Source organism: Aeromonas sp. FDAARGOS 1418 (assembly GCF_019048585.1).
Lineage (GTDB): Bacteria > Pseudomonadota > Gammaproteobacteria > Enterobacterales > Aeromonadaceae > Aeromonas > Aeromonas caviae.
In genome coordinates this window covers 3,343,208-3,368,668 of sequence record NZ_CP077387.1, presented here as the reverse complement: position 1 = coordinate 3,368,668, position 25,461 = coordinate 3,343,208, and the positions used below count along the sequence as shown (strand labels likewise).

Below are 25,461 nucleotides of genomic sequence, written 5' to 3'. Positions count from 1 at the left end.
TCCAGCCGGATGATGATCCCTGTACTGGCTTTGCCGAACCGCTCTTCAAAACACGCAGCCATGGGCTGCGTGTTGCGTTGATGGGGTAAGCGCATGACCATGAAGGCGAAAGGCGAAAGGCGAAAGGCGAAAGGCGAAAGGCGAAAGGCGAAAGGCGAAAGGCGAAAGGCGAAAGGCGAAAGGCGAAAGGCGAATGGCGAAAGAGTCATGTTTCTGGCTGCGCTCAGAGTCCCGCCCAGCGCTTGAGGCTGTCGACCTGCACCCGTTGGGTGGCTTGTGCGATGTCGCCATTGGCACGCAGTGCCTTGAGGGCGGTGGGGAGCGCCGCGCGTACCTCGTCTGACGTCATGCCCGGTTGCAATGCCGGGTGGTAGGCAAGCTTGAGCAACACGTAGTCGAGCCCGGTCAGAAAGCTGTCGATGCTGCTGTCATTGAAGATGGAGGGGAACACCTTGTCCGAGTCGTTGGGCAGCCCCATCACCTGGCTCAGCTCTTCCACTACGCAATCCAGAAAACGGCCTTTTGCCCGGCTGTAATCCACCGGAATGATGATGGTGGCACGGGTGATCTCGTAGCGAGCGTTGGTGGCGAAATTAGCCAGGCAGATCCCCTCCTTGAGGGCGATGCGCACCGACTCGTCCTGGCGCATGGTGCGTGCAGCCCAGCTCGCCATCTGTTTGTGCCGGGTCATGATGAGGGTGAGATTGGGGTTGTCGTTGACAATCTCGATGGGGTGACCGGTGATCCTGCTCAGGTGACGGGTCTGTACCTTGACGACCTCGGCCTGCAGCGGCTTGTCGCCGAATTCGTTGACGAGCTTGAGACGCACGGGGCCCGGCCAGCGGGAGAAGTGCTCCTGTTGTTCATGGCCATACTCCCGTTTCATGGCGATTTCCATGAAGCTCTGGACAAGGTAGTCATCACGCTGCCAGCGTTCGGTGGCCGACAGCGGCAGGGAGAAGAGCCAGAGCATCAGCCCCGGGAGCAACCAGTGCCCATGGCGAACGGGCTGGACAGGTGTGTGCCATGGGCGCATCTTGCCTCCTTGCAAGGGGATCAGCGGGCGGTACGCTCGATATCACGCCAGGTGAGCCAGAGCCTGAGATCGAACTCCAGTTGATGATAGTCCGGTTCCATGTGCTGGCAGAGCTGGTAGAAAGCCTTGTTGTGATCCTTCTCCTTCAGGTGGGCCAGCTCGTGTACCACTATCATCTTGAGAAAGGCGGGATGGGCCTCCTTGAACAGGGCGGCGATGCGGATCTCGTTCTTGGTCTTGAGCTTGCTGCCTTGCACCCGGCTGACATAGGTGTGCAGTCCCAGGGCATCCTTGATCACGTTGATCTTGCCGTCGAAGATCACCTTGGAAAGTGGCGCCGAGCTTTTCAGGTAGCGGTTCTTCAGCTCCATGGTATAGGCGAGCAGCGCCTTGTCGCTCTGGACTAGGTGGGTTTGCGGGTAGCGTTTGGCCAGCATCTCGCCGAGTTTGCCCGCCGCAATCAACTGCTGCACCTGAGCCTTGAGTGGCTCCGGATAGCCCCCCAGATAAGTTAGCTCCGCCATGATTCTTCCTTCTGCCGCGAAAAAGAGCGCCATTGTAGTCAGGATGGGGCCACTTGAACATGGTGGGCCCCCTCTTTATGACGGCAACGAAAAGGGGCCATCACCAGGATGGCCCCTTCTGTGTGCCTGATTAGCGGCGCCGGTACAGGCCCGGGTCCACCTCTTCATACTGACCTGCCAGATACTGGTAGAAGGCAAGGTGGGAGGGGGAGGTCGGAGTCTTGAGCTCCTGTGCCACCCGCTCCGGTTTGGCGATGATGAATTTGGGGTGTTGGCGCTGGATGTCAGCCAGCACCCGCTCGCGCACATCGTAGGGCGGGTTGACGTTGGCAAAGAACAGATAGGCGGAGGCCGGCTGGCGATCGGTCCAGAGGTAGTATTGCGGCTGGATGCCATCGACCCAGATCTTGTCGGTGGGCGCCGTCTCGGCCAGGATACGATCGACCCTGACCTGGGCGGGGGGATTGAACGGCCTGCCCTTGAGATTGCCTTCCCAGGCGTTGTTGACCAGCAGTACCAGCATGGCCAGCGAGGCGAGCCAGGGGGTGGCGCTTCGCACGTCCCAGGCGCGCCAGAGCGGGACCAGAATGAGCACGGGCAAGGCCCACAGCAGGCTGTTGCCGAGCACCTCGCGCACCCGCTCCAGAGACCACTCCTTGGTGCTCCAGCCGTAACCGAGCTGCTGGGCCAGCAGCCAGCTGGCGGTCAGCACCACCAGGGAGATGCAAAGCAGCCCCAGGGCATCGGATCGCTGCTCGCTTCTGTCCAGCAGGCAGGCGAGCGGCAGCAGGCCAAGCTGCAGATAGAGCACGTCATAGTGATCGAACACATGGCCGGAGACCGAGTTGGCGATCAGGGTGAACAGCACCCCCAGGAGGGTGGCGCACAGCGCGGGGAGATACCACTCCTGGCGGCGCCCGAGCATCAGCACGAGGAAGGCGGGCAGCAGCATGATGAGGCCGGTGCGCAGCAGACCGACGGCGCCCACCTCAGGAGAGAAGCCGTTGCCGTAGCTCCCTTCAAAGAAGATGCCGAAGGCGTAGTATTTGAACTCTGCCAGCACGTCGTGGTGCTGGAAGTAGGCACAGAGCGGGCCGCCGACGAGAGCCAGTCCAAGCAGGCTGGAGAAGAGCAGGGCAAAGGCGCAGCGCCACTGCTCGCGCAGGCACCAGTGACAGAAGAGCACCAGATACCAGGCCCCCCAGAAGGCGCCGTTGTTGGTGCGCATCCAGGCCACGATGGCGAAGGTGAGTGCAGCGACCAGGGCCGGTCCCCAGCTGAATCGCTTGTCCAGCAGCAAGGTGATGAAAGCCCACTGGGCGATGAGGGCCAGATGGAATGTCCAGTCCTCGGTCATGTTGCCGTAGTAGTAGCGAGTGCTGTAGAGCGCCAGCAGGGCCAGCATGCTGCCAAGTCGCGCCCGCACCGAGAGCCCGAGCTGCGAAAAAGCCTGCCAGCTCGCCATGAGGCCCAGCCAGCAGAGCACCCACTCCAGCAGCCAGATCCCGAAGAAGCCACCAAGGCCATAGCCCAGTGCATCGAGGGCGAAGATCATGGGACCCTTGATGTCGATCATGTCCCGATAGAGTACGCCCCCCTCGCTCCACATCTTGCCCATTACTGCAAACAGGGAGGCATCAAATCCCGGGGCCATGCCGTGGAACAACGGATTGCGCAGACAGAACAGCAGAGCCATCAGGGCGGTGAGCAAGATGACCGACGGCCTGATCCCGGGATTGTGGCGGTGCGGGGTAAAGCGGATGGCGTGATTCATGGGTGACCTGTTCCTGCGGGAAAGACTGAAAAAGCGGGCTTATCTTGCCGAGCCGGGCTGCACGATGCAATGGAAGAAGTGTAGGCACCTGAAATAATTCGTAAAAGTATCGTTTTCACGCCTCTGGCTGCACTGGCAGGCCCCATCACAAGACAGGGCAGGCGCAGTCGGGCGTCACAGCCTGAGGTTGCATGGAAAGGGGGCCTGCGCCTGGGAGCGGACCAGGATTCCCCTATGCGGTGGAAAGGCGGCACCGACCCGGGATGGGTCGGTGCCAGATTCACTGGCCGTGATACTCCACCAGGGCCGGCAGGGGGCTGAGTTCCGGCAGGTGGCGTGCCCAGCGCAGGAAGGCATCCGCCAGGGTGATGCCGAGCTCCTGATTGTGCTGGGTCAGGGTGCGGGCAAGGGCCGTGTAGCCCTCCTTGCCGGAGGCAGTATAGGCACTGGAGACCCCGCGATAGATGGCATCCGGCTCGACGTGCTGCCACTGACCCGGGCTGACTTCCCATTCCAGGCGAGTGATCCTCTCCCCTTTGGGCCTGTCGGCCTGATAGCAGAAGCGCACCCCGGCGGTATAGGGGAAGCTGCCGCTGCCATTGCCCGTCCCCCCGTTGTTGGTGGCGTTGTCGATGGCCCCCTCCAGCGCCTCGGCCAGTTCATGGCCGTGCACCCGGTAGAGGGTAAGGGGAATGGCAAAGGGCAGCAGGCGTCCGGCAACGTCTGCTTCGGTCAGGGGACCGGGCTCGAGGGAGCAGCGCACGCCCCCGGCATTGTGCAGGGCAAAGTCCACCTGACCCACCTGTTCGCGGGCACTGGCCAGCATGGCACTCGCTACCAGGGGGGCGACCTGGCTGCCGGCGGGCAGGTTGGCATCAGGCAGGCGCTGGTGGTGCAGTGGCCCGGCGAGGCGGGTCACGATGCGGCGGGTCATGGTCTCGAGCTCGGGGCGATAGCGTCTGGCCAGATGCTGCTCGAGCTCGGGGGCCGGTTCGCAGAAGTGCAGCCCCGCAGGAGGCGGGGAAGCAAAGGGCCAGGGATCCCAGGGTAACCACTCCAGCTGGCCGCGGCTTTGGCACACGCGTCCCTGCTCGTCGAAGGTGAGTGCGCACACCCCGAGACAGAGGGCGCTGTGGGCGGCGTGCAGGATGGCCACCCCGTTCACCATGAGGGGATAGCTGCCTTCGCTGTCGAGCCCGAGCGGCGCCAGATCCCCCAGCAGGCTGTGGGTGTGCCCGCCGACGATGAGGCTGAGCTCGGGGAAGCGGGTCGCCAGTCGCTTGTCCTGCGCCAGACCCAGGTGGCTGAGCAGGATGATGTGCTGGATGCCGGCGGCCTTGATCTCTTCGAGGGCGGCGCTGAGGGTATCTTCGATACCGTGGAAACGGGTGTGGGGATCGGGGCTCGCGATGGCGGCCATCTGCGGCAGCGTGATGCCGAGCAGGGCGAAGGGCACGTCGTCGATGACGCGCTTGTGCCAGGGGCGGCTCGCGTCAAACAGCTGCGGCAGTCCCTGCAGCCGCAGCGGGGCATCGGCGGGCTCCTGACGGTTGTCGATGTTGGCGGCGAGCACCGGGAAATCGAGCTGGCGCAAAAACTCCACCAGCGGCCCGTTGCCCAGATCGAATTCGTGGTTGCCGATCACCATGGCATCCGGTCGCAAGAGGGCCAGCAGGTCCGCATTGGCCCGCCCTTTGAAACGGTTGAAGTAAAGTGACCCCTGGAAGGTATCGCCGCCATGCAGCAGCAGGCAGGTCTGGCCGGCTGCCTCGGCCTGTTGGCGCAGGGCGGTGAGCCGGGTCAGGATGCGGCCATAGCCGCCGCACTGGGTGCGCCATTCGGACTCGCCATCGGGGGAGAAGCGCATGGGGGCGCCATCGAAATGGGAGTGGCAGTCGCTGAAGTGGGCAAGTTGAACCGTCATACTCAAGGCTCGGTCCTCCTTAGGAAAAAAGAGCACCGAGTCTACTGCATGGGGTGGGGGGGATACCAGCCCGGCGGCAGCCGGGCCGGTAAAGAGTCAGGCGGGAACCATGATCTGGGTGGCGAGGATCACTACCAGCAGGCCGACGGCCACCGGCAGCGAGGTACGTTTGACCACCTCGAACGGAGAGAGATTGCCCATCCCCGCACAGGCGACCACCACCCCGGAGACCGGCGAGATGGTGCGGCCGAGGTTGGATGCCTGCAGCATGGGGATCACCAGATAGGCGGGGTTGACGCCGAGGCTGGTGGCCAAATGGGGGATGAGCTCCACGAAGGCGTAGAAGGGGGCGTTGCCGGAACCCGTGGTGAAGGCCGCCAGGGTGGTGATGACCACCAGCACCAGCATGATGACGATGCCGCCGGTACCGAAGCTCTGGGCCAGATCCAGGAGGTTGGCGATGAAACCAAGCCCCATCAGACCCTGGGCAAAGACCCCGGCACCCACCAGCAGCATCACCACGCCGGCGAAAGCGTCGGCCATGTTGCGCCAGCACACCTGCAGCCCGTCCAGCAGCTCGCGGCCGTTGCGCTTGCGCACCAGCTCCAGCAGGGCGGCCAGCACCAGGCAGATGACGATGATGGTGACGATGTCGAGCTTGGGCCCCAGTTTGCCGTCAAACAGCAGCACACCGATGATGGGGGTGAAGGGCAGGATGGCGTAGAAGCCGGGGGCGTCGGTGACGAGATCGCTCGGGGCGACCGCGGCGTTGTGCTCCCCGGCCTTCTGATCCAGATAACGCTGCCAGAAGAAGTGGGTCACCGCCATGGCGGCGATGGCCACCAGGGAAATGGGCAGGGTCAGCTTGAAGGCAAACTCGATGAGCTCCATGTTCGCGGCCTGGGCTGCCATCACCACGTCCCCCGAGGTGGGGGAGAGGATGATGGCGGCCGGCGAGGCGCACACCGCCGCCGCCGCGCCACGGGAGATCCCCATGTTGACCATCAGCGGGAAGAGGGTGGCCATCAGCAGAACCCCGAGGCCGGTTGCGGAGCTCACCGCCAGCGACATGGCGCAGGCGACCAGATAGGCGGCCACCAGCAGGATGTAGGGGGACTTGATGACACCGAGGGGTTTGCTCGCGAGCTTCACCAGTATGGTGTTGGCGCCGATGTGGCTCATGTAGCCGGCAAAGCCGCACAGCACCATGATGAGCATGCCGAGGCCACCCCCCCTGTCGACCAGCAGGAAGCGCACGTATTCGAAGATGTCGGTGGCCATGTGGCCGGTGGAGGGGACGCTCGCCGGAAGCACCGCCTTGCCCATCAGGGCGGTGATCGCCAGCAGCAGCAGGCCGCCGCTGAGCAGTACCCCGGTGGCGGAGTAGCCCTTGAAGATGTAGCGACCCACGGCCAGGGTGACCAGGGTGCCGATCAGGAGTTCTATCATAAAACCTTCCCAAGAGTTGAAGTGAGGGGGTGGCCTGCCAGGGCTCACCAGAGGGTTGCGCTGGACTATCCGGCATCGGCCAACAAAAACACTGCGGATATTACCCACTAAGGAGTATTTCACCATCCATTCGATGGCAGCTTGTGATCTCGACTGCAAATCCCCGCCTGAGCCGGGGTGATGACTCGCACGTTTGCAGCAAGCGGGTGCCAAGAGCGGATGACAGGGGGCTGGATCAGGGGTAATCTCCCAATCGGGTTATTAATGCATTGATTATTAATTGAAATTAAGCTGGGACTCACAAGGAGCAAAGCCGCGGACAGATGGGACTCTTCAGCAAGACAGGGGTGACGGTGGCCCTCATTTATGCCGCCTCAATCGGTGCTGTACCTTCCCACTATGCCGGTGTGAAGGTCGCCCCCGATATCAAGGTCGACTTCCAGTTCTATCGGGTCTCCGGGGCCGATGTGGGGGCCGTGATGCGCCAGATCACCGCCTTGTCGCCCACCCAGGCGGACGGGCACATCGGCAAGGCCAGCTATCAGCTCTCCTGGCAGTTGCAGACGAAGGCGACGGCGACACGCTGCGAGCTGGAGCAGGCCAGCGTTCGTGCCCGCATCCAGGTCAGGGTGCCCAACTGGATGGACAAGGCCCGTGCGCCCGCGAAGGAGCGCCAGAAGTGGGACAAGCTGGTGGCCGCCATGTTTGACTACGAGAGCCGTCACAAGGATATTCTGCTGGAGAGCGTGAGCCAGCTTGGCACGCGCCTCGCCCAGTTGCCGGTGACCCGGGATTGCCCAACCCTGGAGCATCAGGGCTGGCAGGCAGGGCAGGCGGTGCTGGAGGCAACCCGGGCGCGGTTCGACACCCTGGCCAGCCAGACCGATCAGGGGGGCAAGCTGGGGGTCGTCTGGCCCAGGGCTGGCTGATAACACGTGTACAGGCCCATGGCCACTCATGGGAAACATAAAAAAACGGGCTGATTGAGCCCGTTTTTTTATTGGTACGCCAATGGGGTGGAGGCGGGCAGCCCCGGCTCCTGGGTGGCTAGTCGCGCAGTGGCTTGCCCCTGCGCAATCTTCGCACCCAGTAGCGGGCGGGGTGGAGCGCCTCCAGCAGATCGGCGGCCAGCGGCAGGGGATCGCCGCAGATCTCGCTGGCGACCAGCTCGCCGCACAGGGGCGCCGAGCAGAGCCCCCGGGAGCCGAGCGCCCCCAGCACGTAGAGGCCGGCGTGCAGGGGCAGCGCGCTCTGCTGATCCGCGGGGGCGTTGACGTCATGATCCGCCAGCGCCGCCAACCGGGCGACGGGCCCGGCGACCGGCAGGTGATCCCGGCTGGCGCAGCGCACCCCCACCCGCGCCTGGTTGCCGCTCACATCCACCTCGGCCGGCCAGGTTTGATCCGGCAGGCAGGCTTGCAGCCGTGCCCTGTTCTGCTCCTGCTCGTCGGCGCGGTAGGCAAGGTCGGTCTGGTTGCGGCCATAGCTGGCCCCGATGCAGTGCGCGCCGTTGTGGGCCGGGGTGAGGTAGCCGTCGTAGCAGAGCACGGTCTTGAACTGGCTCAAGCCAGCCGTGGTTGGCACATGGCTCACCTGACCGCGCACGGGATAGAGCGGCAACTCCGCGAAGGGAAGCAGGGCGGGCAGCTTGTGACCGGCGGCCACCACCAGGTTTGGCGCCTGCCAGGCTCGGCCATCCTGGCTCTCCACCCGCCAGCCATCGTCCTCCTCGGCAATGCGGGTCACAGCGGCATTGAACACCACTTCCAGCAGCCCGCTGGCCTGCGCCTCCCTGATGGCGGCGCGGGTGAGATCCGCCGGACAGAGCCAGCCCCCCAGGGGATAGCTCACGCCATCCGCATCGCAGGGCAGGCCGACCACCTGCTCAACCTCCACAGCCGAGAGTGGGTGCATCAGCTCGGGGGGGAAGGGGCCCTGGCTCATCTTGGCAAGCTTGGCGGCGGATTTGTCGTCGTAGCCGAGTTGGGTGACGCCACACAGGGAAAAGGCGACGGGGTGGTGCTTTGCCAGGGCCAGCAGCCGGTTTCTGGCAAAGCCAAAGGCCAGCGAATAGAAGCGCGACAGGGCATCGTGCTCGCCGTTGAGCAGGGGGTAGAGCGCCCCCTGCCGATTGCCGGAGGCGCCGCTGGCCGGTTCGCCATCTTCGCACAGCAAGGTGACGTGCCGACCCCGCTCCACCAGAGAGAGCGCCGTCATGGCGGAAGCGATGCCGCCACCGATGATGAGCACCTCTCCCTCCCGCCCTGCGGGGCGGGCATACCAGGGTGCGATGCTCTGCTGCGGCACTTTGCCTTCCCGAACACCCGCCAGCATCTCCCGCTTGCTGCCGTGGCCCTTCACCTTCTTCATGGCAAAGCCAGCGGCAATCAGCCCTCGTCGCACGAAACCGGCGCAGGTAAAGGTCGAGAGGGTGGCATCGGGGCGGGCGAGGCGAGCGAGATCGTCGAAGAGATCCTGGGTCCACATCTCTGGGTTCTTGGCAGGGGAGAAACCGTCCAGATACCAGGCGTCCACCAGACCGGTTGCCGGATGGGGCACCTGGGGCAGCATCTCCTTGATGTCGCCAAACCAGAGGTCGAGGCGGATGCGGCCATCGGCAAAGAGCAGGCGATGGCAGCCGGAGACCGGCAGCGGCCACTGGTCAATCAGGTCCTGGCTCAAGGGGGCAAGCTCGGGCCAGGCGGCCAGGGCCTTGCGCAGATCGGCCTGGGTAAGAGGGTATTTCTCGACGCTGATGAAGTGCAGCCGGGATCCGTTGCCGGACAGGGGGGCCTGTTCCAGAAAGGCGGCCATTGTGGCCAGAAAGTTAAGTCCTGTACCGAAACCTGTTTCACCAATCACGAAACTGTCACTATCGTGGTGCGAAAATCGCTCTGGCAGTCGATTTTGCTGCAAAAAGACGTAGCGGGTTTCACTTAGACCGTTATCATTGGAAAAGTACACATCCCCGAACTCACTGGAGACTGGAGTTCCCGCTTCGTTCCAGTCCAATCGGGCATGATGTAAGGATGTTTGACTCACGTTTTCCTCGGCTCGCGTCACAAAATCGCGGGCATTCTACGTGAAAGCAGACCAGTTTGGCAGCCGAAAGCGGGTAGACTCGGTGCCAGTTTTTCCAGACGAGATGAATTAATGAGAAGAGCAGTGATCACCGGTATCGGCGTCATCTCCAGTATCGGCAACAACAAGGAAGAGGTGCTGGCCTCCCTGAAAGCAGGCAAATCCGGCATCACCTATTCCGAGCAGTTCGAGCAGTACAACCTGCGCAGCCGTGTCTGGGGTAACATCAAACTCGATCCGTCTGAACTGATCGACCGTAAAGTCATGCGTTTCATGGGTGACGCCGCGGCCTACGCCTACCTCTCCATGCAGCAGGCCATCGAAGATGCCGGCCTGCCGGAAGAGATGGTCTCCAACGAGCGTACCGGCATCGTGACCGGTTCCGGCGGCGCCTCCGGCAAGAACACCTCCGAATCTGCCGATATCGCCCGTGAAAAGGGCGTCAAGCGGGTGGGTCCCTACATGGTGCCGCGTACCATGTCCTCCACCACCTCCGCCTGTCTTGCCACCCCGTTCAAGATAAAAGGTGTCAACTACACCATCAGCTCCGCCTGTGCGACCTCTGCCCACTGCATCGGTCACGCCCTGGAACTGATCCAGCTTGGCAAGCAGGACATCATCTTTGCCGGTGGCGGCGAGGAGCTGGACTGGTCTTCCACCATCCAGTTCGACGCCATGGGCGCGCTCTCCACCAAGTACAACGACAGCCCGGAAAAAGCGTCCCGCACCTATGATGCGGACCGCGACGGCTTCGTCATCTCCGGTGGTGGCGGCATCCTGGTGGTCGAGGAGCTGGAACACGCCCTGGCCCGTGGTGCCCACATCTACGCCGAAATCACCGGTTACGGTGCGACTTCCGACGGCTACGACATGGTGGCCCCGAGTGGTGAAGGCGCCGTGCGTTGCATGAAGATGGCGATGCAGGGTGTCGGCAAGGTGGACTACATCAACACTCACGGTACCTCTACTCCGGTTGGTGACACCAAGGAGCTGGAAGCCATTCAGACCCTGTTTGGCAGCAATGCCCCCAAGCTCTCCGCCACCAAGGCGATGACCGGCCATGCCCTGGGCGCCGCCGGCGTGCACGAGGCCGTCTACTCCCTGCTGATGATGGAACACGGCTTCATCGCCCCCAGCATCAACATCGAGAATCTGGACGAGAAGGCCGTGGGCCTGCCCATCGTGCGTGAATACGAAGCGGCCGACCTCAATACCGTCATGTCCAACAGCTTCGGCTTTGGCGGTACCAACGCCTCTCTGGTGTTCAGCAAGTTCAAGGCTTGATCTCCCCGTCGGGAGCACAACGCGGAATAGAAAAAGGCGCCGAAAGGCGCCTTTTTTATTGAACTCTGCTGATGGCTCTCGGTTCTGGACCGCTGTCTGCCAGGGGCAACCGCATATAGACCGCCCCGTCACCATACTCCACCAGCGATTTGCCGGTGTCGGCGGGCACAAACCCCTGCTTGCGCCAGAAGGCGGGGGCATCCTGAACCGCCACCAGGCCTGCATGGCGATATCCAGCATGGCTCGCGAAAGCGAGCGCCCTTGCCAGCAGCCGCTGTCCGACACCCAGGCCGCGTGCCTTGCTCGAGACAGCGAGATCGTGCAGATAGAACTCGTCGTGACCGGCCAGCGCCTTCATCGGCACCGAGAGGGGCGGGGGCTGGTGGGCACGCCAGGGGTGGCAGAGCAGGTAACCCAGCACCTTGCCCTGACGCTCGGCCACCCAGCAGGAGGCGGGGGCCAGCTCGGTTTTGTTCTGCATAACCTCGAGGGGCTCGGGTTCGAACTGGTGATAACACTCGTGCTGGATGGCCATGATGGCGGGCCAGTCTGGCGTGCGGATGGTGCGGATGGTGATCATGATGCGGGTCGAGTCCGTACTCAAACCGTGGCAAAAAGGGGTGACAGCATACCCCAGAGAGCACACAAACGAAACCGGGTCACCTGCCAGCGACTCGTCAGCGAACCGGTTCCTTGCTCACGACCTTGATCAGCTGGTAGCGCAAGGAAGGGGCATCGGCCGGCACATCGGCAAGTTGCTCCTTGCTCACTTCGAGTTGATAGCGAAAGCCCGGTTCAAAGGTGAAGCCTTCGATCTGCTGATAGAAGAGGCTCCAGCTCTCGCCCGGCTGACTGCGTACCTGCATGCACTTCATGGGGGCGACACCGACGCAGTCTGCCAGCTTGTCCTGGATATAGAGGGTTTCGGTGGTCGGGGCGCTCTGGCAGGCGCTGAGCAGGAGGGCGGAGCTGAGGAGCAGGGGAGATTTCATGATGAGTGTCCTTGGCGTAAAAGGGCGCGATTAAACCTGCAAAAGAAAAGGCGGTCAATGACCGCCTTTGTAACAAACCATGACAGATCGGGCTCAGCGCTGGTCGAGGGGCACGAACTCTCGCAGGGGCTGACCGGTGTAGAGCTGACGGGGACGGCCGATCTTCTGATCCGGGTCCGAGTGCATCTCGTTCCAGTGGGCAATCCAGCCGATGGTACGGGAGATGGCGAAGATCACGGTGAACATGGACATGGGGATGCCGATGGCCTTCATGATGATGCCGGAGTAGAAGTCCACGTTCGGGTAGAGCTTCTTCTCGATGAAGTAGGGGTCGGACAGCGCGATGCGTTCCAGCTCCATGGCAACGTCCAGCAGCGGATCCTTGATCTGCAGCTCGGTCAGTACCTCGTGGCAGGTTTCGCGCATCACGGTGGCACGGGGATCGTGGTTCTTGTAAACCCGGTGACCGAAGCCCATCAGACGGAACGGATCATTCTTGTCCTTGGCGCGGCCGATGTACTCGGGAATGCGATCCACGGAGCCAATCTCTTCGAGCATCTTGAGGCAGGCTTCGTTGGCACCACCGTGGGCCGGGCCCCACAGGGAGGCGATCCCCGCAGCGATACAGGCAAACGGGTTGGCACCGGAAGAACCGGCCAGACGCACGGTGGAGGTGGAGGCGTTTTGCTCATGATCCGCATGCAGGGTGAAGATGCGGTCCATGGCGCGCTCGACGATGGGGTTGACCTTGTACTCTTCGGTCGGCACGCCAAACATCATGTGCAGGAAGTTGCCTGCATAGGAGAGGGCGTTGCGCGGCTGCATGAAGGGCTGGCCGATGGAGTACTTGTAACACATGGCGGCCAGCGTCGGCATCTTGGAGAGCAGACGGAAGGCACAGATCTCGCGATGCTCCTCGTTGTTGATGTCGAGGGCGTCGTGATAGAAGGCGGACAGCGCGCTGACCACGCCGCACATGACGGCCATGGGGTGGGCGTCGCGGCGGAAGCCGCGGAAGAAGAAGGCGATCTGCTCGTGCACCATGGTGTGGCGGGTGACCAGACGTTCAAATTCCGCATATTGGGTCTTGGTGGGGGCCTCGCCGTACAGCAGGATGTAGCAGACTTCGAGGTAGCTGGCCTGGGTGGCCAACTGGGCGATGGGGTAACCGCGGTGCAGCAAGACACCCTGGTCGCCATCGATGTAGGTGATGGAAGATTTGCAAGAACCGGTGGCCATGAAGCCGGGGTCGAAGGTGAAATATCCTTGCGTGCCCAGCTTTCTGACATCGATCACATCGGGTCCAACGGTACCGGAGAGGATCGGCAATTCAACCGGTTCTTTTCCGGGCAGATGTAGGGTGGCTATCTTATCAGCCATAGCACGTCTCCTTTGCTCTTTTATAATTTGGTTCCAGCCCTACTTTATTACGACTGTTATGACGCTGGCAAAGGTTCTTACCCGTACCACGGCGGCTGGAGCGCCTTATTTGAACCAGAGAACCATGTCTTTGTCAATTTTGCTGGATGATCATTAATGACTTGTTAAGGCTGTTGTGAGATCTGGTTTACGGTTTTGGATTTTCTGTGTAGCTATTTGATTGTCATTGGTTAAGGCCGCCGATATACTGCGCCACGTGGGTGATGGTCGTCGGTGTTTGAAACGCTTTCGCAAAGCCAGATGTGATATCGAAAATGTTATTTTTGGCTTTCCTGAGTTGTTTTGGTAACAAAAGCCTAACAAATGCCACTCCTCGCCCTCAAAGCGTGTGAAAACAATAACTAACGTGCTCAATGGAGCTGAGTGGGCAAAGCCGTGAAAAACAAACAGAGACCTGTAAACCTCGACCTACAGACGATCAGCTTTCCTGTCACCGCCATCGCTTCCATCTTGCATCGTGTCTCAGGGGTCATCACCTTTGTGGCACTGGCCATCTTGCTGTGGATGCTTGGTACTTCACTCGCCTCTCCCGAAGGATTTGAATCGGTCGTTGCCATCATGGACAACTTCCTGGTCAAGTTCGTGCTGTGGGGGATCCTGACCGCGCTGGCTTACCACATCGTGGGCGGTCTGCGGCACCTGGTCATGGACATGGGCTATTGGGAAGAGCTGGAATCCGGTAATCAGAGTGCCCGTGTGGCCTTCGTGATCACCGCGGTTTTGGCGGTATTGGCGGGGGTACTGGTATGGTAACCAATTCTGCAACTTTCGGGCGCAGCGGTGTTCATGATTACATCCTGATCCGCGCCACCGCCCTCATCATGACGTGCTACGTCCTCTATCTGGTTGGCTTTGTCGCGTTCAACGACATCACCTACGAGGTGTGGACCGGCTTCTACTCCAACACCTTCACCAAGGTCTTCACCCTGCTGACGCTCGTATGCGTCTTGATCCACGCCTGGATCGGTCTGTGGCAGGTGCTGACCGACTATATCAAGCCGGTCGGACTGCGCGGTGCGCTGCAGTTTGTGCTGGTGGTGGTGCTGTTTGTCTATGTGATGACTGGTTTCGTCGTGCTGTGGGGTGTGTAAGGTGACTATTCCAACTCGTGAATTTGATGCGGTCGTGATCGGTGCCGGTGGCGCCGGCATGCGCGCCGCGCTGCAGATTGCCCAGTCCGGCAAGAGCTGCGCCCTGTTATCCAAGGTTTTCCCGACCCGTTCCCACACGGTCTCCGCCCAGGGCGGGATCACGGTCGCCCTGGGCAATGCCCACGACGACAACTGGCAGTGGCACATGTATGACACCGTCAAGGGCTCCGATTATATCGGTGATCAGGAAGCCATCGAATACATGTGCAAGACCGGCCCCGAGGCCATCTATGAGCTGGAGAACATGGGCTTGCCTTTCTCCCGCTTTGACAACGGTACCGTCTACCAGCGTCCGTTCGGCGGTCAGTCCAAGAACTTCGGCGGCGAGCAGGCTGCCCGCACTGCGGCGGCAGCCGACCGTACCGGTCACGCCCTGCTGCACACCCTGTATCAACAAAACGTCAAGAACAAGACCACCGTCTTCTCCGAGTGGTATGCCCTGGATCTGGTGAAGAACCAGGATGGCCATATCGTCGGCTGTACCGCCATCGACATGGAGAGCGGCGAAGTCGTCTACTTCAAGGCCAAGGCCACCGTGCTCGCCACCGGCGGCGCCGGTCGCATCTACCAGTCCACCACCAACGCACACATCAACACCGGTGACGGCGTCGGCATGGCGCTGCGTGCCGGGGTCGGCGTACAGGACATGGAGTTCTGGCAGTTCCACCCCACCGGTATTGCCGGGGCAGGGGTACTGGTGACCGAAGGTTGCCGCGGTGAAGGCGGCTACCTGCTGAACAAGGACGGCGAGCGCTTCATGGAGCGTTATGCGCCGAACGCCAAGGACCTGGCCGGTCGCGACGTGGTGGCCCGTTCCATCATGATCGAGATCCGCGAAGGCCGTGGCTGCGACGGTCCCTGGGGCCCGCACATCAAGCTCAAGCTGGATCACCTCGGCAAAGAGGTGCTGGAATCCCGCCTGCCGGGCATCTGCGAGCTGTCGCGCACCTTCGCCCACGTGGATCCGGTCAAAGAGCCCATCCCCATCATCCCGACCTGCCACTACATGATGGGCGGCGTGCCGACCAGCGTGAACGGCCAGTGCCTGACCCAGGACAAGGATGGCAACGACGTGCCGGTGGTCGGTCTGTTCGCGGTGGGCGAGATCGCCTGCGTCTCTGTGCACGGTGCCAACCGTCTGGGTGGCAACTCGCTGCTGGATCTGGTGGTGTTCGGTCGTGCTGCCGGCATGCACCTGGTGGAGACTCTTGGTTCGATGGAGCACGGTGTGGAAGCCACCGACGCCGATATCGCCAAGGCGCTGGAGCGCTTCAACCGCTGGGAAAACAACCGTGACGGGGAAGACCCGGCCCAGATCCGCAAGGATCTGCAGCGCTGCATGCAGAACAACTTCTCCGTGTTCCGGGAAGGGGATGCCATGGCAGAAGGGCTGGCCGAGCTGAAACTCATCCGCGAGCGTCTCAAGAACGCCCGTCTGGACGACACCTCCAAGGAGTTCAATACCCAGCGCATCGAGTGCCTGGAGCTGGACAACCTGATGGAGACCGCCTATGCCACCGCGGTGGCGGCGAACTTCCGTACCGAGAGTCGTGGCGCCCACAGCCGCTTCGACTTCCCGGAGCGTGACGATGAGAGCTGGCTGTGCCACAGCCTCTATCATCCGGACACCGAGTCCATGACCCGTCGCGCTGTCAACATGTCACCCAAGACCCGTGAGGCGTTCCCGCCCAAGGTCCGGACTTACTGATTGCGGAGCCAAGCACAATGAACGTCACATTCTCTGTCTACAGATACAATCCGGACGTTGATAACGTCCCGTATATGAAGGATTATCGTCTTGATATTCCTGAAGGTTCCGACATGATGGTGCTCGACGCACTGATCCAGCTCAAGGAGCTGGATCCCACGCTCGCCTTCCGCCGCTCCTGCCGCGAAGGGGTATGTGGATCTGACGGTCTCAACATGAATGGCAAGAACGGTCTGGCCTGCATCACGCCGCTCTCCGATCTCTTGAAGAAGGGCAGCAAGGTCGTCATTCGACCCTTGCCCGGTCTGCCGGTGATCCGGGATCTGGTGATCGACATGACCCAGTTCTACACCCAGTGGGAGAAGGTCAAACCCTTCCTCATCAACGACGAAAAACTGCCGCCCGTGCGTGAGCACCTGCAATCCCCCGAAGAGCGCGCCAAGCTGGATGGCCTGTACGAGTGCATACTCTGTGCCTGCTGCTCCACCTCTTGCCCCTCCTTCTGGTGGAACCCGGACAAGTTCATCGGTCCGGCCGGCCTGCTCGCCGCCTATCGCTGGCTGGCGGACAGCCGCGACACTGCGGCCAGTGAGCGACTGGGCAACCTGGATGACGCCTTCAGCGTGTTCCGCTGCCACGGCATCATGAACTGCGTGAACGTCTGTCCCAAGGGCTTGAACCCGACCAAGGCCATCGGTCAGATCAAGTCGATGTTGCTCAACCGAGCCGTGTAGTATCGGGGCCAGGGCGCCTTGCGCCGGGCCCGACCTCTGGATAGCCATCCCGCCCCGGGATGGCTATGACCCTACAAGCTGCAGTGCAGCGAACAAGATGTACAAGGGATAGAAATGCATAACGGCGTGATGAAGGCCTGGTTGGAGTCATCTCACCTGGCTGGTGCGAATGCAAGCTACATTGAGGATTTGTACGAATCCTTCCTGGAAAACCCCGACTCCGTTGCCGACGAATGGCGCAGCCTGTTCCAGTCGCTGCCCCAGGTCAACGGACATGCAGTAGAACAACCCCACTCCCAGGTTCGCGACTATTTCCGCCGCCTGGCCAAGGACTCCTCCCGTTACAGCGCTCCCGTCTCCGATCCCCAGGTGGATGCCAAACAGGTTCGCGTACTGCAACTGATCAACGCCTTCCGTTTCCGCGGTCACCAGAACGCCAATCTGGACCCCCTGGGTCTGTGGCAGCGCGAGCCGGTCGCCGAGCTGGACCCGGCCTTCCACAATCTGCAAGGTGCAGACATGGAGGCCACCTTCAATGTGGGCTCCTACGCCATCGGTCGCGAGACCATGGTGCTCTCCGATCTGTATGCCTCGCTCAAGAAGACCTATTGCGGCAGCATCGGCGCCGACTACATGCACCTCACCTCCACCGAGGAGAAGCGCTGGCTGCAAGACAGGCTGGAATCCATCGAAGGGAAGGGCAACTATACCCTCGAAGAGAAGACCCGCTTCCTCGAGAGCCTGACCGCCGCCGAAGGGCTGGAAAAATACCTGGGTGCCAAGTTCCCGGGGGCCAAGCGTTTCTCCCTGGAAGGGGGCGATGCCATGGTGCCCATGCTCAAAGAGCTGATCCGCCGCGCCGGTGAGCAGGGTTGCAAGGAAGCCGTCATCGGCATGGCCCACCGCGGTCGCCTCAACGTGCTCATCAACGTGCTGGGCAAGCGCGCTCAGGACCTGTTCGACGAGTTCGCCGGCAAGCACGGCGAATCCTGGGGCACAGGGGACGTGAAGTACCACATGGGCTTCTCCTCCGACTTCGCCACCCCGGGCGGCAACGTCCACCTGGCGCTCGCCTTCAACCCGTCGCACCTCGAGATCGTCAACCCCGTGGTCATCGGCTCGGTGCGTGCCCGTATGGACCGTCGCGGTGACAAGGACGGCTCCAGCGTCCTGCCCATCACCATCCACGGTGACTCCGCCATCGCGGGGCAGGGGGTTGTTGCCGAGACCTTCAACATGTCCCAGACCCGTGCCTATGGCGTGGGCGGCACGGTGCGCATCGTCATCAACAACCAGGTGGGCTTCACCACCTCCTATATCCGTGACCTGCGCTCCACCGAATATTGCACCGACATCGCCAAGGCGGTGCAGGCCCCTGTGCTGCACGTCAACGGGGATGACCCGGAAGCCGTGGTGCTGGTGACCCAAATTGCCCTGGATTACCGCAACACCTTCAAGCGCGACGTGGTGATCGAGCTGGTCTGCTACCGTCGTCACGGTCACAACGAGGCCGACGAGCCGAGCGCGACCCAGCCCCTGATGTACCAGAAGATCAAGCAGCACCCGACCCCGCGCAAGATCTACGCCGATCAGCTGATCGCCGAAGGAGCCATCGCGCCGGAGCTGGCCACCACGCTAGTCAACGACTATCGCGACACCCTGGATCGGGGCGAGCGGGTGAGCAAGGAGTGGCGCCCCATGGAGCTGCACTCCGTGGACTGGACGCCGTATCTGGGTCACGACTGGGCCATGGCCTATGACAGCACTGTGCCCATGGATCATCTGAAGGCCCTGGGTGAGCGCATCAGCCAGTACCCGGCCACCCATGTGCTGCAACGCCAGGTCGAGAAGATCTACGAAGACCGTCGCCTGATGGCCGCCGGTGAGAAGCTGGTGGACTGGGGCTTTGCCGAGACTCTGGCCTACGCCACCCTGGTGGACAAGGGATCCCGCATTCGCTTTACCGGGGAAGACTCCGGCCGCGGTACCTTCTTCCATCGCCACGCCGTGCTGCACAGCCAGACCGATGCCAGCACCTACACCCCGCTGTGCAACCTGCACGACGAGCAGGGCCCGTTCGAGGTGTACGACTCCGTGCTGACCGAGAACGCGGTACTGGCGTTTGAATATGGCTACGCCAGCGCGGAGCCGGCCGGTCTCACCATTTGGGAAGCCCAGTTCGGTGACTTCGCCAACTGCGCCCAGGTGGTGGTGGACCAGTTCCTCTCCTCCGGCGAGCAGAAGTGGGGCCGGATGTGCGGCCTGACCATGCTGCTGCCCCACGGTTACGAGGGCCAGGGCCCGGAGCACTCCTCCGCCCGTTTGGAGCGTTACCTGCAGATGTGCGCCCAGCACAACATGCAGGTGTGCGTGCCCTCCACCCCGGCACAGGTGTTCCACATGCTGCGTCGTCAGGTAGTGCGCCCCATGCGCCGTCCGCTCATCGTGATGACGCCCAAATCCCTGCTGCGCCACCCGCTGGCGGTGAGCAAGCTCGAAGAGCTGGCAGAGGGCACCTTCCAGAACGCCATCGGCGAAATCGATGCGCTGGATCCCAAAGGCGTCAAGCGCGTGGTCTTCTGCTCCGGCAAGGTCTACTACGACCTGCTCGATGCCCGTCGCAAGGCGGAGCAGCAGGACGTGGCCCTGGTACGGATCGAGCAGCTCTACCCCTTCCCGGAAGAGGAAGTGCGCGCCATCCTGGCCGATTACAGCCATGTCACCGACTTCGTCTGGTGTCAGGAAGAGCCGCAGAACCAGGGCGCCTGGTACAGCACCCGTCATCACTACGACAGCGTGCTGCCAAGCCAAGCCCGTCTGCGTTATGCCGGTCGCCCGGCCTCGGCCTCACCGGCCGTCGGTTACATGTCCGTCCACGCCAAGCAGCAAAAAGCCCTGGTGGAAGACGCCCTTACCCTGGAATAACGAGTTGTGGATGAGAGGGCCCGTGTCGGGACCCTCTCTGACCTGGAACAAGCCTGCTGGCCAAGAAGTAACAAGGAACTGATTACATGACTATCGAGATCAAGGTACCGGACCTGCCGGAATCAGTGGCGGATGCCACCATCGCGACCTGGCACAAGAAACCGGGTGATCTGGTTGCCCGTGACGAAGTGCTGGTTGACATCGAAACCGATAAAGTCGTGCTGGAAGTGCCCGCGCCGGAAGCCGGCGTACTGGGCGACATCCTGCAGAGCGAAGGGGCGACCGTGCTCTCCCGCCAGCTGATCGCCATGCTCAAGCCGGCCCCCGTTGCCGGTGAAGCGACCAGCGAGAAGCCGGTGGAAACCGTGGCCGACGACGCTGCCGATGGCCTGAGCCCTTCCGTGCGCCGCATGGTGGCCGAGCACGACATCGACGTCGCCAAGCTGACCGGCACCGGCAAGGGTGGTCGTGTCACCAAGGAAGACGTGGAAGCCTTCATCAAGAATCTGGGCAAGGCTCCGGTGGCTGCGCCGACTGCTGCCGCTCCCGTGGCTGCCGCCCCGGTCGCGCCGCTGGCCGGTCGCACCGAGAAGCGCGTGCCCATGACCCGTCTGCGCAAGCGCATCGCCGAGCGTCTGCTGGAGGCCAAGAACACCACCGCCATGCTGACCACTTTCAACGAGATCAACATGGCGCCCATCATGAAGCTGCGCAAGCAGTACGGCGAGATCTTCGAGAAGAAGCACGGCATCAAGCTCGGCTTCATGTCCTTCTATGTGAAGGCCGTGGTCGAATCCCTCAAGCGCTACCCGGAAGTGAACGCGGCGCTGGACGGTGACGACATCGTCTACCACAACTACTTCGACGTCAGCATCGCCGTCTCCACCCCCCGTGGTCTGGTGACCCCGGTGCTGCGCGACTGCGACAACATGAGCCTGGCGGACATCGAGAAGGCCATCAAAGACCTGGCCGGCAAGGGCCGTGACGGCAAGCTGACCGTGGATGAACTGACTGGCGGCAACTTCACCATCACCAACGGTGGCGTGTTCGGCTCCCTGATGTCCACCCCCATCATCAACCCGCCCCAGAGCGCCATTCTGGGTATGCACAAGATCCAGGACCGCCCCATGGCCGTCGACGGCAAGGTCGAGATCCTGCCGATGATGTACCTGGCACTCTCCTACGATCACCGCATCATCGACGGCCGCGAGTCCGTGGGCTTCCTGGTCTCCATCAAGGAGCTCCTGGAAGACCCGACCCGTCTGCTGCTGGATGTCTGAGCAAGCGTGACTGAAAGATAACGAGGGGCCGCCCAGGCCCCCATTCACAGGGGATTGAGAAACACGAGCCCCGGACGGAAATACCTACAACACGGATAGAGCATCTATGAATCTGCATGAATATCAGGCAAAACAGCTGTTTGCCGAGTATGGCCTGCCGGTCTCCGAAGGTTATGCCTGTGCTACCCCGCAGGAAGCGGCCGAAGCGGCCGACAAGATTGGCGGCAACACCTGGGTCGTCAAGTGCCAGGTCCACGCCGGTGGCCGCGGCAAGGCGGGCGGCGTCAAGCTGGCCAAGAGCAAGGACGAGATCCGCGCCTTTGCCCAGAACTGGCTCGGCAAGAACCTGGTGACCTATCAGACTGACGCCAACGGTCAGCCGGTTACCAAGATCCTGGTGGAGTCCTGCACTGACATCGCCAAGGAACTGTACTTGGGCGCCGTGGTCGACCGTGGCTCTCGCCGCGTGGTCTTCATGGCTTCCACCGAAGGTGGCGTGGAGATTGAGAAAGTCGCCCACGAAACCCCGGAACTCATTCACAAGGCTGCCATCGATCCCCTGGTAGGCCCGCAGCCTTATCAGGCCCGCGAGCTGGCCTTCAAGCTGGGTCTGGTCGGCGATCAGATCAAGCAGTTCACCAAGATCTTCATGGGCCTGGGCCAGATGTTCCTGGACTGCGACTTCGCCCTGCTGGAGATCAACCCCCTGGTCATCACCGACAAGGGCAACCTGCACTGCCTCGACGGCAAGATCAACATCGACGCCAACGCCCTGTACCGTCAGCCCAAGCTGCGCGAGATGCACGACCCGTCCCAGGATGACCCCCGCGAAGCGCACGCCGCCCAGTGGGAGCTGAACTATGTGGCGCTCGATGGCAACATCGGCTGCATGGTCAACGGCGCCGGCCTGGCCATGGGTACCATGGACATCGTCAACCTGCACGGCGGTTCACCTGCCAACTTCCTGGACGTCGGCGGCGGCGCCACCAAGGAGCGCGTGACCGAGGCCTTCAAGATCATCCTCTCCGACAGCAAGGTACAAGCCGTGCTGGTCAACATCTTCGGCGGCATAGTGCGCTGCGACATGATCGCGGAAGGCATCATCGGCGCGGTCAAGGAAGTGGGGGTGAAAGTGCCCGTGGTGGTGCGTCTGGAAGGCAACAACGCCGAACTGGGTGCCCGTAAACTGGCCGACAGCGGCCTCAATATCATCGCCGCAACGAGTCTGACTGACGCAGCTCAGCAAGTGGTAAAAGCAGCGGAGGCCAAATAATGAGCGTTCTGATCAACAAAGACACCAAGGTGATCTGCCAGGGCTTTACCGGCGGTCAGGGTACCTTCCACTCCGAACAGGCGATTGCCTACGGAACCCAGATGGTCGGCGGCGTCTCCCCGGGCAAGGGTGGCACCACTCACCTGGGCCTGCCGGTGTTCAACACCGTCCGTGACGCCGTGGAAGCCACCGGCGCCACCGCTTCCGTCATCTATGTACCGGCCCCGTTCTGCAAGGACGCCATCCTGGAAGCCATCGATGCCGGCATCAAGCTCATCGTCACCATCACCGAAGGCATCCCGACCCTGGACATGCTGGACGTCAAGGTGAAGCTGCAGGAAACCGGCGTGCGCATGATCGGCCCGAACTGCCCGGGCGTCATCACCCCGGGTGAGTGCAAGATCGGCATCATGCCAGGTCACATCCACAAGCCAGGCAAGGTGGGTATCGTCTCCCGCTCCGGCACCCTGACCTATGAAGCGGTCAAGCAGACCACGGACGAGGGCTTCGGCCAGTCCACCTGCGTCGGCATCGGTGGCGACCCCATCCCGGGTTCCAACTTTATCGACATCCTCGAGATGTTCCAGAATGACCCGCAGACCGAAGCCATCGTGATGATCGGCGAGATCGGCGGCAATGCAGAGGAAGACGCGGCGGCCTACATCAAGGCCCACGTCACCAAGCCGGTGGTCTCCTACATCGCGGGCGTCACCGCCCCGGCTGGCAAGCGCATGGGTCATGCGGGCGCCATCATCGCCGGTGGCAAAGGCACCGCGGCCGAGAAATTTGCCGCCCTGGAAGATGCCGGTGTGAAAACCGTGCGCTCCCTGGCCGATATCGGCAAAGCCCTGCGTGAAGTAACCGGTTGGTAAGTCCTTTCAGCCCGTTATCTCTGATAAAAAGCCGCCCAATGGGCGGCTTTTTTATGGATGGAATATGATGATTGGCATATTGAAAATAGTTTTTCTATTTACCGCTAGATCTTGAATAAATCCCTGCGTAGGATAGCGGTTGGCTAAATGATAATTTTTTAATATTTCGTGGGCGGCAATATTTATGATGGAATTATTTGATACAAATCAGAGTAAAACTGTACTTGCTAAGTTTAAGAACAAAATTGATAGCTTAATTCCTTCGAACGACTTCGAGAAACAGAGGAATAGTCTTATACGTTTAGTTGTGAATGCTATGGAGAAAAGACCTGATGAATGGAATACATTCTGTCAGATAAATATACAATGGATAGGAGATCAATTCATTAGTAGGCTTGCTGATGAGAAAGAGCTGACAAAAGATAGGTTAGATGATATTTGCTCGATGTGCTTTCGATTTCTTTTTGAGCTGTACCTTTCAACCAAAAATGATCTTTCAATGGAGTTCGAAGTTGCTAAGCGCTTCGTTTTTGATAATGTAAATTTATTTGAGGATATGGCAAGGGAACAGATTGAATTCGCTATTCGTGACCTACCTATCAGTATTTTTAAAGAGGTCTCAAACAGTGATGAAATCGAAACGCTAAAGAATTTCGAGACTGTTGCAGCTAAAGCCAAAAAATTGAAAGAAGAATGGGAGCATGATTTAAATGAGAGGGAAGGTAGAGTAAAAGCAATAGAGGCATCTCTATCTAGATATGAGAATGGATTTAATTTTGTTGGTCTGTATCAAGGTTTTGATGATCTAGCAAATGAAAAGAAAAGTGAGCGAGATGGGATTTTATTCTGGTTGAAATTGTTGTCTGTGATAATTTTCTTACCAATCATTACAGAGTTTTTGGTAATTTACAGAAATATCGACAATATATCTGCCATCAGAGATGGTTTGTTAGCGTCTATTTTTCCAACACTTTCTTTAGTCGCAATTTCCATTTATTATTTTAGAGTGCTTCTTTTTAACTACAAATCAGTTAAGTCACAATTATTGCAAATAGACCTTAGAAAAACATTATGCAGGTTTATTCAAAGTTATTCTGAGTACGCTAGCAAGATAAAGAGCCAAGATGCCGATGTGTTGGATAAATTTGAACGAATTATATTCTCTGGAATAGTGACCGAGGATGGAAACCTGCCGTCTACATTTGATGGAGTTGAACAAATAGGAAACTTCATAAAATCGATTAAATCCTAGGTTGTAGGAAATCTGGGGAACCACCTTTTGACTGTAGTGTAAACATTAATTTGGTTTGAGAGATCTCTGTCGAGAGGGGCACCTATGATCATTGTCCGCGTATGTCAAATCATCTCGTATGTTGGGCTTCGCAAGTCCAGCCACAACCTATAGGCGTTGTCGGTTGGTGCTGAGCATGCGAAGCCAGACGCTTATCGTAGACAGCCACCAACCTTGAAAAATCGGGCCATAGGGCGTATAACCACGCGCTTGTCAGTGTATTGAGTGAGCCAACTTTTATGCAGCAGAGTGAACCCGTGCAGAACGCCCCCTTTTGGCAGGTAAAAAGCCTGCAACAGATGACCATGACGGAGTGGGAGTCCCTGTGCGACGGCTGCGGCAAGTGCTGCCTGAACAAGCTGATCGACGAGGACACCGACGAGCTGGTGTTCACCAACGTGGCCTGCAATCTGCTCAATACCAAGACCTGCCAGTGCTCCGATTACGGCAACCGCTTTAAAAAAGAGCCGAACTGCCTGCAGATCACCCACGACAAGATTGCCGAGTTCAACTGGCTGCCCTCCACCTGCGCCTATCGCCTGCTGGCGGAGGGGCAGACCCTGCCCGAATGGCATCCGCTGATCACCGGCAGTCGCTCCGCCATGCATCAGGCGGGTCAGTCGGTGCGCGGCAAGGTGATCCATGAGGTACATGCCGGCGATTGGGCCGACCATATCATCACCTGGGCCAGCTAACGCCAGGGCTGTCTTTCGGGCCAGCCGA

21 protein-coding genes are annotated in these 25,461 nt (G+C 60.6%); 12 read left to right on the top strand and 9 right to left on the bottom strand.

Features of this window, described 5'->3' with window-relative positions:
• Positions 1-223: 223 nt before the first annotated feature.
• The 5 genes from I6L48_RS15665 to dcuC all read right to left on the bottom strand — a co-directional run bounded on the left by I6L48_RS15665 (position 224) and on the right by dcuC (position 6,707).
• Positions 224-1,036, bottom strand: coding sequence for a DUF2927 domain-containing protein (locus I6L48_RS15665; protein ID WP_225159468.1), 813 nt, complete (start codon positions 1,034-1,036; stop codon positions 224-226).
• Between the two features lie 20 nt (positions 1,037-1,056).
• On the bottom strand, positions 1,057-1,560 hold the full coding sequence (locus I6L48_RS15660) for a M48 family metallopeptidase (protein WP_113070397.1): 504 nt from the start codon (positions 1,558-1,560) through the stop codon (positions 1,057-1,059).
• Between the two features lie 130 nt (positions 1,561-1,690).
• Positions 1,691-3,334, bottom strand: a complete 1,644-nt coding sequence (locus tag I6L48_RS15655; RefSeq protein ID WP_113070396.1) for a hypothetical protein — start codon at positions 3,332-3,334, stop codon at positions 1,691-1,693.
• Between the two features lie 280 nt (positions 3,335-3,614).
• A complete protein-coding gene (locus I6L48_RS15650; RefSeq protein WP_113070395.1) occupies positions 3,615-5,264 on the bottom strand; it encodes a bifunctional UDP-sugar hydrolase/5'-nucleotidase in 1,650 nt (549 codons plus the stop codon).
• Between the two features lie 90 nt (positions 5,265-5,354).
• Complete coding sequence (gene dcuC / locus I6L48_RS15645) at positions 5,355-6,707, bottom strand: anaerobic C4-dicarboxylate transporter DcuC (RefSeq protein ID WP_010674486.1); 1,353 nt, start codon at positions 6,705-6,707, stop codon at positions 5,355-5,357.
• A 323-nt stretch (positions 6,708-7,030) separates the two neighbouring features.
• On the opposite strand from dcuC, the gene I6L48_RS15640 reads away from it, so the two are divergent.
• Positions 7,031-7,636 (top strand): DUF922 domain-containing protein, encoded by a 606-nt coding sequence (locus tag I6L48_RS15640; RefSeq protein ID WP_216987430.1) that lies wholly within the window; start codon positions 7,031-7,033, stop codon positions 7,634-7,636.
• Between the two features lie 118 nt (positions 7,637-7,754).
• Here I6L48_RS15640 and mnmC read toward each other — a convergent pair whose 3' ends face one another.
• Positions 7,755-9,770 (bottom strand): bifunctional tRNA (5-methylaminomethyl-2-thiouridine)(34)-methyltransferase MnmD/FAD-dependent 5-carboxymethylaminomethyl-2-thiouridine(34) oxidoreductase MnmC, encoded by a 2,016-nt coding sequence (mnmC, locus tag I6L48_RS15635; RefSeq protein ID WP_180321008.1) that lies wholly within the window; start codon positions 9,768-9,770, stop codon positions 7,755-7,757.
• Between the two features lie 90 nt (positions 9,771-9,860).
• Between mnmC and fabB the strand changes: the two genes are divergently transcribed.
• Complete coding sequence (gene fabB / locus I6L48_RS15630) at positions 9,861-11,072, top strand: beta-ketoacyl-ACP synthase I (RefSeq protein ID WP_045524722.1); 1,212 nt, start codon at positions 9,861-9,863, stop codon at positions 11,070-11,072.
• Between the two features lie 55 nt (positions 11,073-11,127).
• Here the strand turns inward: fabB and I6L48_RS15625 are convergent, their stop codons facing one another.
• From I6L48_RS15625 to I6L48_RS15615, 3 genes are all read right to left on the bottom strand, one after another.
• Positions 11,128-11,652 carry a GNAT family N-acetyltransferase gene (locus I6L48_RS15625; RefSeq protein ID WP_113070393.1) on the bottom strand — a complete coding sequence of 175 codons (525 nt, stop codon included), beginning with the start codon at positions 11,650-11,652 and terminating at the stop codon, positions 11,128-11,130.
• A 97-nt stretch (positions 11,653-11,749) separates the two neighbouring features.
• Positions 11,750-12,064: a DUF4377 domain-containing protein gene (locus I6L48_RS15620; protein WP_041215298.1), complete on the bottom strand. Its 315-nt coding sequence runs from the start codon at positions 12,062-12,064 to the stop codon at positions 11,750-11,752.
• A gap of 93 nt (positions 12,065-12,157) precedes the next feature.
• Positions 12,158-13,444: a citrate synthase gene (locus I6L48_RS15615; RefSeq protein WP_010674492.1), complete on the bottom strand. Its 1,287-nt coding sequence runs from the start codon at positions 13,442-13,444 to the stop codon at positions 12,158-12,160.
• Between the two features lie 423 nt (positions 13,445-13,867).
• Here I6L48_RS15615 and sdhC point away from each other — a divergent pair, with 423 nt between their 5' ends.
• The 10 genes from sdhC (at position 13,868) to I6L48_RS15565 (ending at position 25,433) form a co-directional block, all read left to right on the top strand.
• Complete coding sequence (sdhC, locus tag I6L48_RS15610) at positions 13,868-14,257, top strand: succinate dehydrogenase cytochrome b556 subunit (RefSeq protein WP_029314418.1); 390 nt, start codon at positions 13,868-13,870, stop codon at positions 14,255-14,257.
• On the top strand, positions 14,251-14,595 hold the full coding sequence (gene sdhD, locus I6L48_RS15605) for a succinate dehydrogenase, hydrophobic membrane anchor protein (protein WP_113070392.1): 345 nt from the start codon (positions 14,251-14,253) through the stop codon (positions 14,593-14,595). Before sdhC ends, sdhD begins: the two co-directional genes overlap by 7 nt.
• Position 14,596: 1 nt before the next feature.
• Positions 14,597-16,363, top strand: a complete 1,767-nt coding sequence (gene sdhA / locus I6L48_RS15600; protein ID WP_029314421.1) for a succinate dehydrogenase flavoprotein subunit — start codon at positions 14,597-14,599, stop codon at positions 16,361-16,363.
• A 17-nt stretch (positions 16,364-16,380) separates the two neighbouring features.
• Positions 16,381-17,097 carry a succinate dehydrogenase iron-sulfur subunit gene (locus I6L48_RS15595; protein ID WP_010674497.1) on the top strand — a complete coding sequence of 239 codons (717 nt, stop codon included), beginning with the start codon at positions 16,381-16,383 and terminating at the stop codon, positions 17,095-17,097.
• A gap of 114 nt (positions 17,098-17,211) precedes the next feature.
• On the top strand, positions 17,212-20,022 hold the full coding sequence (gene sucA / locus I6L48_RS15590) for a 2-oxoglutarate dehydrogenase E1 component (protein WP_113070391.1): 2,811 nt from the start codon (positions 17,212-17,214) through the stop codon (positions 20,020-20,022).
• Between the two features lie 86 nt (positions 20,023-20,108).
• A complete protein-coding gene (odhB, locus tag I6L48_RS15585) occupies positions 20,109-21,302 on the top strand; it encodes a 2-oxoglutarate dehydrogenase complex dihydrolipoyllysine-residue succinyltransferase (protein ID WP_113070390.1) in 1,194 nt (397 codons plus the stop codon).
• A 106-nt stretch (positions 21,303-21,408) separates the two neighbouring features.
• The gene (gene sucC, locus I6L48_RS15580) at positions 21,409-22,575 is read left to right on the top strand and encodes an ADP-forming succinate--CoA ligase subunit beta (RefSeq protein ID WP_005300220.1); all 1,167 of its coding nucleotides are present in this window, start codon (positions 21,409-21,411) and stop codon (positions 22,573-22,575) included.
• Entirely contained in the window at positions 22,575-23,447 is an 873-nt protein-coding gene (gene sucD / locus I6L48_RS15575; RefSeq protein ID WP_005300222.1) for a succinate--CoA ligase subunit alpha, read from the top strand. Before sucC ends, sucD begins: the two co-directional genes overlap by 1 nt.
• A gap of 184 nt (positions 23,448-23,631) precedes the next feature.
• On the top strand, positions 23,632-24,699 hold the full coding sequence (locus I6L48_RS15570; protein WP_216987429.1) for a hypothetical protein: 1,068 nt from the start codon (positions 23,632-23,634) through the stop codon (positions 24,697-24,699).
• Positions 24,700-24,977: 278 nt separating this feature from the next.
• Positions 24,978-25,433, top strand: a complete 456-nt coding sequence (locus I6L48_RS15565; protein ID WP_216987428.1) for a YcgN family cysteine cluster protein — start codon at positions 24,978-24,980, stop codon at positions 25,431-25,433.
• Positions 25,434-25,461 lie beyond the last annotated feature (28 nt).